Here is a 12,747-nt window from a genome sequence, read left to right on the forward strand (position 1 = left end):
CCATCCTTAGTTAGCGAGTGAGAGGGAAGCAACAAACGCACGGGCCCAACGATCCGACTCTAAAATCTGGTCCAAAGACGGATCTTCGATGTTTTCATGTGCTTGAAGAGCCGCCTCGACGCTCGCTTCAATTTCTAAAAAGCTGATTTCCCCTTTTAAAAAACGGTCGACAGCTTGTTCGTTCGCAGCATTGAGCACGGAAGGCATCGATCCACCGGCACGTCCTGCTTCAAACGCAAGACGAAGCAATGGATATCGTTCAAATGAAGCTTCCGCAAAATTTAGGCGTCCGATTTGTTTTAAGTTTAACCGTTCTCCCCCTTTGATTTCAAGGCGGGACGGATATGTAAGGGCATATTGAATCGGTTCACGCATATCCGGCATCCCGAGTTGTGCCATCACTGCACCGTCATTGAATTCGACCATCGAGTGAATGATGGATTCCCGGTGGAGGACCACATCAATTTCGTCATACGTGACATCAAATAACCAGTGCGCTTCGATGACTTCAAACCCTTTGTTCATCATTGTCGCCGAGTCAATCGTGATTTTGGCCCCCATCGACCAGTTCGGATGATTCAGCGCCTGTTCCACCGTCACGTTTGCCAACTGTTCTCGTGTTTGGTCACGGAAACTGCCGCCCGATGCGGTTAAAATGATTTGTCGGACGTCCTGACGCCGTTCACCATTCAAGCATTGGAAGATGGCAGCATGTTCACTGTCGACCGGAAGAATCGCGACACCTTTTTCGCGCGCCTTTTTCATAACGAGATGTCCGGCAGTCACCAATGTCTCTTTGTTTGCCAATCCAATTGATTTTCCCGCTTCGATTGCGGCCAATGTCGGTCGAAGACCTACTGCACCGACGACGGCTGTAATGACGATATCTGCTTGTTCGGCTGTCGCAACAGCAATCAATCCATCTTCTCCGACAAGCACTGTCGGCGAATAGTCAAGAACCGCTTCCAATTGTTCTTTTACAGTCTCGTCTAAGACCGCTACCAGTTCCGGACGTAAACGATTCAGCCAGGGTAAAGCAACCTCGATGTTTTTCCCGAACGCAAAGCTGACCAGTTGGAAGCGGTCCGGATTTGCTGCGATGACATCTAACGTCTGGGTGCCGATTGATCCGGTTCCCCCAATGATACTAACCTGTTTCATCCTTTTTCCTCCTTATCCGAATATACCGAGTACGATCAGAACGGTAAACACAATGATCATACTGTCGAACCGGTCAAGAATCCCACCGTGTCCGGGTAATAATGCTCCGGAATCTTTTACGCCGTAATGACGTTTGTACGCGGACTGAACTAAATCCCCGAGTTGGCCGACTACGGCAACGATCAATGCCAATAATACAACTGTTCCCATGCCGACTGTTGGATGAATTAGTTCAAAGACTACTCCGAGCAAAATGGCAAGAACAACACCGCCAAGTGCCCCTTCAACCGTCTTATTGGGGCTGATTGCCGGCCACAGTTTCGTTTTCCCGAGACTTTTTCCGACGAAGTAAGCACCCGAATCCGTAAACCAGATCAGCAGAATAATCAGTAAAGAAAAGATTAATCCGTTTTCAAGCAGACGAATGTACGTAAACGATGCAAATCCTACACCGACATATACAGCAGTCAGCAACAGGAAGGCGACATCGTCAAAAGTGAACACGTTCTTTGAGAAGACTGTCCAAAATAACCCGATCAAGACAATCAACATTCCCCAAGCAATCGGTGTCAGTCCCAGTGACAGCAACTGGTCGCTTGCCTGTTCGTACAAACTGATGAACGGAAGTAATGTACTTGCTCCAAACAACAGCACCGGAATCGACTTAAACGACAATTGCCGCATTTTAACCAGTTCGGTATACCCGATGAGTGTCAAGATTGCCATGAAAGCAAGGAATGGGAGTCCTCCTAGATAAAGCAAACCTAAAAAGATGGCACCTGCCCAGATTCCTGTAATAATTCGTGTTTTCATAAGAAATGTCCTCGTTTAGTCAGACTCCGCCAAAACGACGGGTCCGTTGATTATAGTCTTCAATTGCCGCTAAGAACTGGTCACGCCGGAACTCTGGCCATAAGACATCAGTAAAGTAAAATTCGGCATAGGCAGCTTGCCATAATAAAAAGTTTGAAAGTCGTTGTTCCCCGCTCGTCCGGATGACGAGATCGACATCCGTCATCGAACCTGTCATCAATTCCTGTTCAATGATTTCATTTGTAATCATGTCGGGTTGTAACAAACCGGCCTGGACTTTTTCAGCAATTTTCTGCATGACTTGGACGATTTCATCCCGTCCTCCGTAATTGAGGGCGAAAATCAGCCGAAGTCCTGTATTGTTTGCTGTATCTGTTTTCGCTTGTTGAACGGCTTCCCGCGTATAAATCGGCAGACGTGACACTTCTCCCGCCACTTCGACTTTGACATTACGTTCATTTAAATCCTTTAAATCGGATTCTAAAAACTGGGCCGGCAGTTTCATCAGGAAACTGACTTCTTCTTCAGGACGCGTCCAATTTTCGGTCGAAAAAGCATATAACGTCAAACTTTTCACACCTAATTCATTTGCCGTCCGAACAACTTCCCGGACAGATTTCATCCCTTCACGATGCCCCATGATCCGGGGAAGGCCTCGTTTTTTTGCCCAACGTCCGTTTCCATCCATGATAATCGCAATGTGTTCAGGAACTTGTTGTTCAATTACTTCTTTAGTCTGATTTAACCATTGAAACATTTACTTCTTCCTCCCCTCGTTTAGTTTAAGAAGAAAGGGACTCTTCGTGTGACAAAGAGTCCCCAACCTGACGATATAACGTGTCATACTTCCATAATTTCTTGTTCTTTATCCGCGGCAGTTTGATCAAGTACTTTAACGAATTTATCCGTCAAGGTTTGAACATCTTCCGTGTAACCGCGTAGATCGTCTTCCGTCAACGCGCCGTCTTTTTCTTGTTTTTTCAATTGTTCGTTCGTATCACGACGGATGTTCCGAAGTGCGACTTTTCCTTCTTCCGTGTACTTCTTGACAAGTTTCACGAGTTCTTTCCGACGATCTTCTGTCAGTGGCGGAATCGCCAAACGAATGACTGTTCCGTCTGAAGAAGGAGCCAGTCCGAGATCTGCACGTTGAATCGCTTTTTCGATTTCTGTCACCATCGATTTATCCCATGGTGTAATCAAAATCAAACGCGCTTCCGGCGTATTGACGTTTGCGACTTGATTGAGTGGTGTCGGTGAACCGTAGTAGTCCACTTGAACCGGATCAAGGATTGAGACGTTTGCACGTCCTGCACGTAACGTTGCAAGTTCTTTTTTTAATGACAGATGTGCTTTCTCCATCCGCTCTTCTGCTTGTTTCATGATTGCTTGTGACATGTTATTTCCCCCTTACAAGTGTCCCGATTTCATCACCGGTGACGACCCGTTTAATGTTTCCTTCTTCCATCAACGAGAAGACGATGAGCGGGATATCATTATCCATACAAAGTGATGTTGCCGTTGAATCCATGACTTGAAGCCCGTCTTTAAGAACGTCGAGGTAAGACAATGTCTCAAATTTCTTCGCGTCCGGATCAACGTTTGGATCAGCTGAATAGACACCGTCGACGTTGTTTTTCGCCATCAGGATGACTTCCGCTTCGATTTCAGCTGCCCGAAGCGCTGCTGTCGTATCTGTTGAGAAATAAGGATTTCCTGTTCCGGCTGCAAAGATAACAACCCGTCCTTTTTCAAGATGACGCATTGCCCGGCGGCGGATGTAAGGTTCAGCGACTTGTCGCATCTCAATCGACGTCTGAACACGTGTTTCGACACCAACGGACTCCAGGCTATCTTGTAAAGCAAGCGAGTTCATGACGGTCGCAAGCATTCCCATATAATCGGCATTTGCCCGGTCCATCCCAAGCTCCGCTCCCGTCTTACCGCGCCAAATATTTCCTGCACCTACGACGACTGCGACTTCTACGTTCAATTCGACTAATTCCTTAATCTGATTCGAAATCGAATTGACAATACCAGGATGAATTCCGAACCCTTGATCTCCTGCGAGCGCTTCTCCGCTCAATTTTAACACAATCCGGTTATATTTCGGTTGCATGACTATGTCCCCCTTGCTAAATTCCGTAAAAAAGGAACACGACCCACTTCCACACGAAAGTGGATTGAAGCATACGTGTTCCTTCTCTTGTCATCAGGAAATCCTGATTCTTATTTTTTAAGTTGGTTCATTACTTCTTCAGCGAAGTTTTCTTCACGTTTTTCCATACCTTCTCCAACTTCGAAGCGTACGAATGAAACGATTTTTCCGCCTTTAGATTCTACGTATTTACCAACTTTGAAGTCTGGATCTTTGACGAATGTTTGGTCAACGAGGCAGATTTCTTCGTAGAATTTGTTCATACGACCAGCAATCATTTTTTCAACGATGTTAGCAGGTTTGCCTTCGTTGAGTGCTTGCTCTGTCAAAACTTTTTCTTCACGTGCTTTTTCTTCTTCTGTGACAGAAGAACGATCGACGTAAAGTGGACGTGCTGCAGCGATGTGCATTGCGATATCTTTTGCAACCGTTTCGTCTGTTGTGCCTTCGACGACGACGACAGAACCGATACGACCGCCCATGTGGAGGTAAGAACCGAATGCTGCGTTGTCTTCTTTAGCGAAGAGTGCTACACGACGGAGTGAAATTTTCTCTCCGATTGTTGATGCTTCTTCTGAGATGTATGTGTCGATTGTTTTTCCTGCTTCGTATTCAGAAGCAAGTGCTGCTTCAGCCGTTTCAGAACCATTGCGGAGTACTGCGTCTGCAATGTTTTGAACGAGTGATTGGAAACGTTCGTTTTTCGCAACGAAGTCAGTTTCTGAGTTGATTTCAACAAGTGCTGCTTTGTTTCCGTTAACGGCAACAGCTGTCAAACCTTCTGCTGCAATCCGGTCGCCTTTAGCTGCCGCTTTCGCGATTCCTTTTTCACGCAAGAAGTCGATTGCTGCGTTCATGTCCCCATCAGCTTCGACGAGTGCTTTTTTGCAGTCAAGCATCCCTGCACCAGTTTTTTCACGAAGTTCTTTTACCATAGCTGCTGTAATAGCCATTCGATATTCCTCCTTATAAGGTCCTTATTTTCAAAAAAAAGGTGATAAAAGGTCAATTCCCTTTATCACCTGGCATCACGAATTACTCAGCGTCTGCTACTACTTCTTCAGTAGTTTCAGGTGCTACGTTATCTTCGCCTTGTTTAACTTCGAGGATTGCGTCAGCCATTTTACCAGTAAGCAATTTGACTGCACGGATCGCATCGTCGTTTGCTGGGATGACGTAGTCGATTTCGTCCGGATCACAGTTTGTGTCAACGATCGCAACGATTGGGATGTTGAGTTTGTGTGCTTCTGCAATCGCGATACGCTCTTTGCGTGGGTCAACGATGAAGAGTGCATCTGGAACGCCTGGCATATCTTTGATACCGCCGAGGAATTTCTCAAGACGAGTCATTTCTTTTTTAAGAATGATGACTTCTTTTTTAGGAAGAACTTCGAATGTACCGTTCTCTTCCATTTTTTCGAGTTGTTTTAAACGGTTGATACGTTTTTTGATTGTCGAGAAGTTCGTGAGTGTTCCACCTAACCAACGTTCGTTGATGAAGTATTGACCTGCACGGATCGCTTCTTCTTTCACAGTGTCTTGAGCTTGTTTTTTCGTACCAACGAAAAGAACGTTTCCGCCTTCAGACGCTACTTCACGGATGAAGTTGTAAGCTTCGTCTACTTTTTTAACCGTTTTTTGTAGGTCAATGATGTAGATTCCGTTACGTTCTGTGAAGATGTATTTTGCCATTTTTGGGTTCCAACGGCGTGTTTGGTGACCGAAGTGTACACCAGCTTCTAACAATTGTTTCATCGAGATTACTGCCATGATGAATTCCTCCTTTTGGGTTTTGGATGTCCTCCGCGATGATCGTTGTTCCAGCTAACCTATTAAAGGCACCGCAGCCGGCGATACATGCGTGCGTAATTAACACCGTAGACTAATATAGCATAAAGTTTAACGCCGGGCAACCTTCGTTTTCCGAGAAAGTTTAGCAATCAGTGCGACTTCCCCTGCTCCCCGATTCAATGAACGTGCCAACTGATCCAAATCAGCACCTTTTTCGAGCTGGTCTTTTACGTCTAACAGTTCCGGTTCTTCCATTCGGTCGTCTGATCCGTCTTCTCGCGGAGACGCTTCTTTCAGATCAGACGGATGCTCCGGTAGTCCTGATTCTTCTGCTAAAACGACCTCGCCATGAGACTGCTGTTGGACAGAAGCCGTTGGGCGGGATTTTTCTTCCCCGTCCGTCAACTCATTCACTTGTTGCATGAATTGTAACAGAATTGCTTCCGTTTCCTGCTTCTGTCGTTCCAGGTCGGTAACGCGGTCCTTCAACAGTGCCTGTTGCTTAAATAATAATAAAAGGCCGTAGCAAATGAGTGCTGCCAGTAAAATATAAAAAAGTGTCATGGTCTGTCCTTTCACATCGCGACGCGGTCAGAAAGATAGGCGCTTCCAAGTGCTTGTTTCAGTTTTCTGAGCGCTTTCGAATGAATCTGGGAAATCCGTGAAGTGGACAATCCGAGGACTTCGCCGATTTCCGTCAATGTCAGTTCTTCAAAGTAAAAGAGGGACACGACATACTGTTCCTTTTCGGACAACTGTTCCACTTCTTCCGCAAGCTTTGAAATCAATTCCCGCATCAAAAGTGTATCTTCAGGTGTCGCGGCATCCGGATCGAGGTAGGAAACAGCCATCGCCTTCCCTTCGTCTTGAAGCGTCACGGCTTCGTCGATCGAAAGAATATTCGCAAAATAACTCTCAGCGAGTGCCGTCTTGACTTCTTCCGGGCTCATGTCAACAATCGACGAGACTTCATCAATCGTCGGCGTCCGTTGAAGACTTTGTTCTAAAATCTCGACAGCGGCTTCGACCCGTTTTGATTTTTCCCGTAACGACCGGGGTAACCAGTCAATTTTTCGTAATCCGTCCAAAATGGCGCCACGAATCCGGAAAGCTGCATACGTATCGAATTTATTGTTGTGATTTTGATCAAATTTTTGAAGAGCATCATACAGCCCCATCATTCCAAGACTCTTTAATTCATCACGATCGACACTTTTCGGAAGTGTCGCGCTGAGACGCTGAACGTGGTAGTGCACAAGAGGTTCATAATTCTGCAGTAACCGGTCAGCTACCGCTATATCACGCGTCGATAGCCATTGATTCCAAAGTTGTTGTAATTCCTCACGCATGACCATTCCTCCTCTAAATTTCCAGCGTTCCGACGTTAACCGTCCGGATGACTAACCGGCCTGTCTGAGAATGGAACTCGATCGTTCGACCGTTTGTTCCACCAACGTCTTCCGCAACGAGTGGGACGTTCGCTTTTCGTAAAGCCAATTTTACAGCTGCAATATTCCGTTCGCCGATTCGCATCGATTCGTGTTCGTATTTAAATTGAAACATCTGTGCACCACCGGCAATTTTCGCCCGAAGACGAATCGCTCCGCTTTGACGAAGACGACGTGCCAACTCGACGACGGCTGTATCGGCGAACTTTCCGATTTCCAGTGCGATATTCCGGCTGATGGTCGAATCCGGCAACATGACATGGGCCATACTCGACAGTCCACGTTCTTGGTCGTAGATGATGACACCGACACAAGAACCTAGTCCAGCCGTCCGAAGAATGATTGGTTTTTGGCTGACTGCATATTCTGCAATTCCAATCCGAACGACTTCATCCATCAATATCCACACCCAATCGCTGAAAGACCGAACTAAAGGCACCTTCTTCAGGTAGTAACAGTAAATGACCATTCAAATCATTACCTGAACTGGATAAACGTGTATCGATATATACTGCCATGTTACCAAATTTTGTCGACTCAAGTAAGGCGACTTCCAAAATTGCTCCCACCATATCAAAAGCTGATGCCGGAACCGTGACATGAACGGATAAATCCAACCAATCCGAAATCGCTCGGGCATACGCTCCGATCAAAATGTTTCCGATTTCTTCCCATGCTGAAACGCCGAGCGCATGGTGATCCGAGAAAAATTGAAACGGCTGTTGCAACAACTGTGAAATCAGTTTTTCAGCATCGTGAAGCGGCATCAAAAACAGTAAGGATGCTTTAATATCACCGGAAAACCGAAGGAGTGCTCCTGCTGTATACGCTTCAGCACCTCCCACCCGTTCGATGATAGTCGTGAATCCTTCTAAGTCCGCTGAAGGCACTGCGATTTCAATCGGTTGTCCGAGTAAAGTGGATAATGCGGTCGCCGCATGCGCTGCCCCGATATTGCCGATTTCCCGAAAGACATCCTGTTCCATCCGATTAAGCATGGATGATCTCTTCAAATAAACGGTTTGGTTCAAGTAAAGAGAATAGTTGATCTTCTCCTTTAGCGATGGCCGTCAAATAAGTCGTTTCGTCTTGTTTTTGATCTGTCAGCGGTTCAATCCGGACATCTGCTGCTTCCACGACTTCGTTTGCACAATCTACGATGAATCCTGCATCCCCGTGCTCCAGTGTCGCGATGATGATGCGTGTTTCTTCTGTTTCCTCAACGGCCTCAAATCCTAAACGTGTCCGCAAATCAATCACGGGTGTCACGACGCCACGCAGGTTAATGACACCTTTGACATAAGATGCTGCGTTCGGAATGCGTGTAATCGGAATGACACGCTCGATTGAACGGACCGATTGTACATCAATCCCGTATGCATTTTCTTCTAATTGAAAGACGACCCATTTCTGTTCCATTTTTCATTCCCTCACTTTCGTAACAGTGCATTGCTGTCAATGATTAACGCAACTTGCCCGTCACCCAGAATCGTCGCACCTGAAATCGCACGAATTCCCTCAAGATAACTTCCTAACGGTTTCATGACGATTTCCTGCTGACCAATCAATTCAGAAACCATTAATCCGGCTAATTTTTCTCCGCTTCGGACGACGACGACAGAATAAGCATCGGCCTCCACGTGCGGTAATCCGTATACTTGATTTAATGAAATTAACGGAACGAGCTGACCACGGAAATCGAATACTTTTTCCCGGTGGGCTTGTAAAATGACGTCCTGCTTCAAAGATGTTGTCTCAATGATTGCAGTCAAAGGAATCGCGTAGGTTTCTTGACCCAGTTTGACAAGCATTGCCGAAATAATCGATAACGTCAGCGGTAAACTGATTCTGAAAATCGTTCCTTCCCCGCGTTTCGTCTCAACAAAGACTTCTCCACCGAGTGATTCAATTTTCGATTTGACGACGTCCAGTCCGACACCGCGACCGGATAAGTCGGTGACAGTTTCTGCTGTTGAGAATCCGGGAGCGAATAACAACATTGCCGCTTCTTCCGGCGTTAATAGTGCCGCCTCTTCTTCCGTCAATAATCCTTTTTCCAGTGCGATTTTCGTCACACGTTCGTGATTGATGCCTGCGCCGTCATCTTCAATCTCGATGAAGACACGGTTTCCGGAATGATAGGCCCGAAGTGACAGATTGCCTTCGACTGGTTTTCCGGCTAAAATCCGGTCGGCTTTACTCTCGATTCCATGATCAACGGCATTTCGGATCAAGTGGACAAGCGGATCGCCAATTTCATCGATGACCGTCCGATCGAGTTCCGTTTCTGCTCCTGTAATGTGCAGCTTGATGTTTTTGCCGACATCTTTTGATACCGAACGCACCATCCGCGGAAAACGATTGAAGACTTGTTCGATCGGCATCATCCGCAACGTCAGGACTAGTGATTGTAATTCATTTGTCCCGCGTTTAATCCGTTCAACTGTTTCTGTCAAATCAGACGAACCGACCTCTGCCGCAATCCGTTCGAGACGTCCGCGGTCAATGATGAATTCTTCAAACAGATTCATCAGCCGATCAATTCGTTCGAGGTTGACCCGAATCGTTTTTGCCGCGATTGGTGTCTGCGTCTCATTTGAAGTCTCTGTCGAAGTATTGACGGCCGGTGTCTCTTCCACCGGTTCGAGCAACGTCGCTGCCGCTGCCGGTTCAACAGACACTTCGAATGGCTGAATCAAAACTTGAGCAACTTCCGAAACGGATTTGATTTCCTGTTGAATGTCTTCAGCAGACTTCATCGTCACGAACAAAACATCGAAACGTGTCTCGAACTGTTCTTGTTCCAGCTCATCCGAAGTCGGATTTGACAAGATGACATCGCCAAGGTTTTGCAACCGGTCAAATACCATATAGACCCGGGCTGCCTTCAAGATGACATCGGCCGATAATTCGACTGTAATGACGTACGCCTGATAACCGGAAGCCATCGATTGACGGACAACCGACTCGGAGTAAACGTCACACTCAAAATTCTTCATGACTGTCCCAGCGGGTTTAACCATGTTCTGAGTTGACTCCGTACCCGGCTCGATAAACTTCTTCAAACGAATAACGGTTGTTGTGACATCCAACTTGCCTGTTCCGCCTTGACTGATATCCTCAACCATCGTTTCGAGTTGTTCAGCTGCGACAAACAGCACATCGATTAATTCAGGTGTGGCTGGTTGTGTCTTTGAACGGACCAAATCCAGGGCACTTTCCATTTCATGTGTTAAATCGGCAATCGCATCATATCCCATCGTTCCGGACATCCCTTTTAAGGTGTGGGCGGAGCGGAAAATTTGATCGATGACGGCTTCATCGTCGAGTCGTTGTTCAAAAATCAGCAAACTCGAGTTGATGGCTTGTAAATGTTCAATTGATTCATCGAGAAACAATCCTAAATATTCATTTAAATCCATGGAACGTATCCTCCTTTATAGTTAGCGGACACGGTTATGGCGTTTTTTCAAACGATTCAGTAACCGGTCTAAAAATTTCTGTTCCTGGACCTGAAGTCCCGTCAGCGACGTCGTGATGTGGTCGAGCCGCCAACTGACATCACTCGTCCGATCAAATACATAAAATGGGCGCTGGGCTTTGACGGCTTTCATAACAGTCGGATCGTCCGGTAAAAAACCGACAAAACGTAACGATTTCCCCAAAAAGTTCTGACTGACCTGTTGCAACCGATCAAACGTCTCAAGTGCTTCCTGGCCGTTCGTCGCCCGATTGACAATGACAGCGACCGGAAGTTCGTTTGCATGATGATGTGCCAATTTGACGAAAGCATAGCCATCCATGATGGACGTCGGTTCAGGTGTCACGACTAACCAGGCTTCGTCGGCACTGCTGATGAAATCAAAGGTCTGGTGAGTCGCCCCTGCGCCTAAATCAAGTAATACAAAATCGTATTCATAAAAAAAACGAAACTCGCTCATCATGAATTCGACATCATGATCCGTCAGGTCCATCAGTTCTGTAAATCCACTCCCACCATGAATGAAATGCAGCTCCGGCGTCGCTTCGACGACAGCTTGAGTCAACGGGGACCGTTCCTTGACACAATCCATTAATGAGACTTTAGAAGATTTTCCGAGCAATACACCGACATTCGCCATTCCGATGTCCAAATCAATGATCAATACTTTTTTAGCCTGCAACGATAGTGCCACACCAAGGTTTACCGCAACATTCGTTTTTCCGACCCCACCTTTACCGCTGACGATGGCAATGGTCTTTGTTTCGCGGACGGAAACTTTTGATCTTAACGCACGTGCCTGATCTTCTGGCATCATCTTAACCCTCTTTCTACAATCATTCGGGAAACTTCTGCACTTGTCGGCCAGATGATGTCTTCAGGCACTTCCTGTCCGGTCGTCAGACAAAACAGCGGTAACTGTGTTTTCTTCACAAGTCCATAAATCGCCCATAAATCCGTCGTTTCATCGGCTTTGGTAAAAATAAAGCCGGACAGCGGCACTTGATCGAAACGTTGTTGGATTTGTTCTAAATCGCGGTACTTCGACGTGAGACTGAGTACAAGAAACACATCGGTCTCTGAAAAATCATGCCGTTTTTTTAACTGCTCGACATAACCTGCGTCCAAAAAATTTCGTCCTGCCGTATCGATCAGAATGACATCACAATCTGACAAGTCGACTTTCGCTTGTTCAAACTCCTGTAAATCGTATGCGACGCGCAACGGAATATCGATGATGTCGGCATACGTCCGTAATTGTTCAACAGCTGAAATCCGGTATGTATCCGTCGTGATCAATCCGACTTTTTGTTGTTTCGTCAAACGGTAATAAGCAGCCAGTTTAGCCAGTGTCGTCGTTTTCCCGACTCCCGTCGGTCCTGTCACCATGATGAAACGTGAAGTCGCCGCTGTGACTCGAATCGAATCCGTCACGGTTGCAGCGAAAACTTGCTCGACCTGGTTTAAATCATTGGTTTTGTAAAAAGTCGACACTAACAAGTCATAAAGCGCTTCCGCTTCGTGTTGCAAGGCCGGTTCAGCGAGTAAAACTTCATAGGCACGGAGCGCTTCCGGCAACCGGCGTGACGCAAACGAAACAATTTTTGGACTGACCGATTCTACAGACGATGGACGTTTTTCCATTACCGGTTTAATCGGACGTGGTTCGGATGAAGCTTGCGGAGCAATTGGTTGGATCGGTTGGACCGTTTTCACAACCGGATGCTCTTCTACTGAAGCGACCAGCTCCACTTTCTTTTGTGCAAATAGACCAAACAATCCGCCTACTTTAATCTGGCGCGTGTTCAAAATAATGGCATCGTTCCCTAAGTCCTGTTTGACCAGTTCCATGGCTTCGCTGACAGAATTTGCGACAATTCGTTTTACCATCATGT

General features: G+C 46.5%; 15 protein-coding genes. All 15 read right to left on the reverse strand.

The genetic code is table 11. The features are described from left to right. Positions 1 to 6: 6 nt before the first annotated feature. The 15 genes from R7V76_RS04770 to flhF all read right to left on the reverse strand — a co-directional run bounded on the left by R7V76_RS04770 (position 7) and on the right by flhF (position 12,745). The gene (locus R7V76_RS04770) at positions 7 to 1,161 is read right to left on the reverse strand and encodes a 1-deoxy-D-xylulose-5-phosphate reductoisomerase (RefSeq protein WP_214764091.1); all 1,155 of its coding nucleotides are present in this window, start codon (positions 1,159 to 1,161) and stop codon (positions 7 to 9) included. 12 nt (positions 1,162 to 1,173) lie between these two features. Then, a complete protein-coding gene (locus R7V76_RS04775; protein ID WP_318091462.1) occupies positions 1,174 to 1,974 on the reverse strand; it encodes a phosphatidate cytidylyltransferase in 801 nt (266 codons plus the stop codon). Positions 1,975 to 1,993: 19 nt separating this feature from the next. Continuing rightward, positions 1,994 to 2,731, reverse strand: a complete 738-nt coding sequence (locus tag R7V76_RS04780; RefSeq protein ID WP_012370717.1) for an isoprenyl transferase — start codon at positions 2,729 to 2,731, stop codon at positions 1,994 to 1,996. Positions 2,732 to 2,814: 83 nt separating this feature from the next. Beyond that, entirely contained in the window at positions 2,815 to 3,372 is a 558-nt protein-coding gene (frr, locus tag R7V76_RS04785; RefSeq protein ID WP_290828784.1) for a ribosome recycling factor, read from the reverse strand. A gap of 1 nt (position 3,373) precedes the next feature. Further along, complete coding sequence (gene pyrH, locus R7V76_RS04790) at positions 3,374 to 4,093, reverse strand: UMP kinase (protein ID WP_012370719.1); 720 nt, start codon at positions 4,091 to 4,093, stop codon at positions 3,374 to 3,376. 110 nt (positions 4,094 to 4,203) lie between these two features. Next, positions 4,204 to 5,085 (reverse strand): translation elongation factor Ts, encoded by an 882-nt coding sequence (tsf, locus tag R7V76_RS04795; RefSeq protein WP_114595518.1) that lies wholly within the window; start codon positions 5,083 to 5,085, stop codon positions 4,204 to 4,206. Between the two features lie 82 nt (positions 5,086 to 5,167). Beyond that, positions 5,168 to 5,902, reverse strand: a complete 735-nt coding sequence (gene rpsB / locus R7V76_RS04800; RefSeq protein ID WP_012370721.1) for a 30S ribosomal protein S2 — start codon at positions 5,900 to 5,902, stop codon at positions 5,168 to 5,170. Positions 5,903 to 6,031: 129 nt separating this feature from the next. Beyond that, entirely contained in the window at positions 6,032 to 6,487 is a 456-nt protein-coding gene (locus R7V76_RS04805; protein WP_318091463.1) for a hypothetical protein, read from the reverse strand. A gap of 11 nt (positions 6,488 to 6,498) precedes the next feature. Continuing rightward, positions 6,499 to 7,272 carry a FliA/WhiG family RNA polymerase sigma factor gene (locus tag R7V76_RS04810; protein WP_318091464.1) on the reverse strand — a complete coding sequence of 258 codons (774 nt, stop codon included), beginning with the start codon at positions 7,270 to 7,272 and terminating at the stop codon, positions 6,499 to 6,501. A 13-nt stretch (positions 7,273 to 7,285) separates the two neighbouring features. Continuing rightward, positions 7,286 to 7,768: a chemotaxis protein CheD gene (locus R7V76_RS04815; protein ID WP_012370724.1), complete on the reverse strand. Its 483-nt coding sequence runs from the start codon at positions 7,766 to 7,768 to the stop codon at positions 7,286 to 7,288. Next, on the reverse strand, positions 7,761 to 8,369 hold the full coding sequence (locus R7V76_RS04820) for a chemotaxis protein CheC (RefSeq protein ID WP_318091465.1): 609 nt from the start codon (positions 8,367 to 8,369) through the stop codon (positions 7,761 to 7,763). Before R7V76_RS04820 ends, R7V76_RS04815 begins: the two co-directional genes overlap by 8 nt. Next, entirely contained in the window at positions 8,362 to 8,790 is a 429-nt protein-coding gene (locus R7V76_RS04825) for a chemotaxis protein CheW (protein ID WP_318091466.1), read from the reverse strand. The genes R7V76_RS04820 and R7V76_RS04825 overlap by 8 nt, the downstream gene beginning before the upstream one ends. A gap of 11 nt (positions 8,791 to 8,801) precedes the next feature. After that, on the reverse strand, positions 8,802 to 10,793 hold the full coding sequence (locus R7V76_RS04830) for a chemotaxis protein CheA (RefSeq protein WP_318091467.1): 1,992 nt from the start codon (positions 10,791 to 10,793) through the stop codon (positions 8,802 to 8,804). Between the two features lie 21 nt (positions 10,794 to 10,814). After that, complete coding sequence (locus R7V76_RS04835; protein ID WP_318091468.1) at positions 10,815 to 11,669, reverse strand: MinD/ParA family protein; 855 nt, start codon at positions 11,667 to 11,669, stop codon at positions 10,815 to 10,817. After that, on the reverse strand, positions 11,666 to 12,745 hold the full coding sequence (flhF, locus tag R7V76_RS04840; RefSeq protein WP_318091469.1) for a flagellar biosynthesis protein FlhF: 1,080 nt from the start codon (positions 12,743 to 12,745) through the stop codon (positions 11,666 to 11,668). The genes R7V76_RS04835 and flhF overlap by 4 nt, the downstream gene beginning before the upstream one ends. Positions 12,746 to 12,747: the final 2 nt, after the last annotated feature.

This window comes from Exiguobacterium artemiae, assembly GCF_033342815.1.
In the GTDB taxonomy this organism is placed as follows: domain Bacteria; phylum Bacillota; class Bacilli; order Exiguobacteriales; family Exiguobacteriaceae; genus Exiguobacterium_A; species Exiguobacterium_A artemiae_A.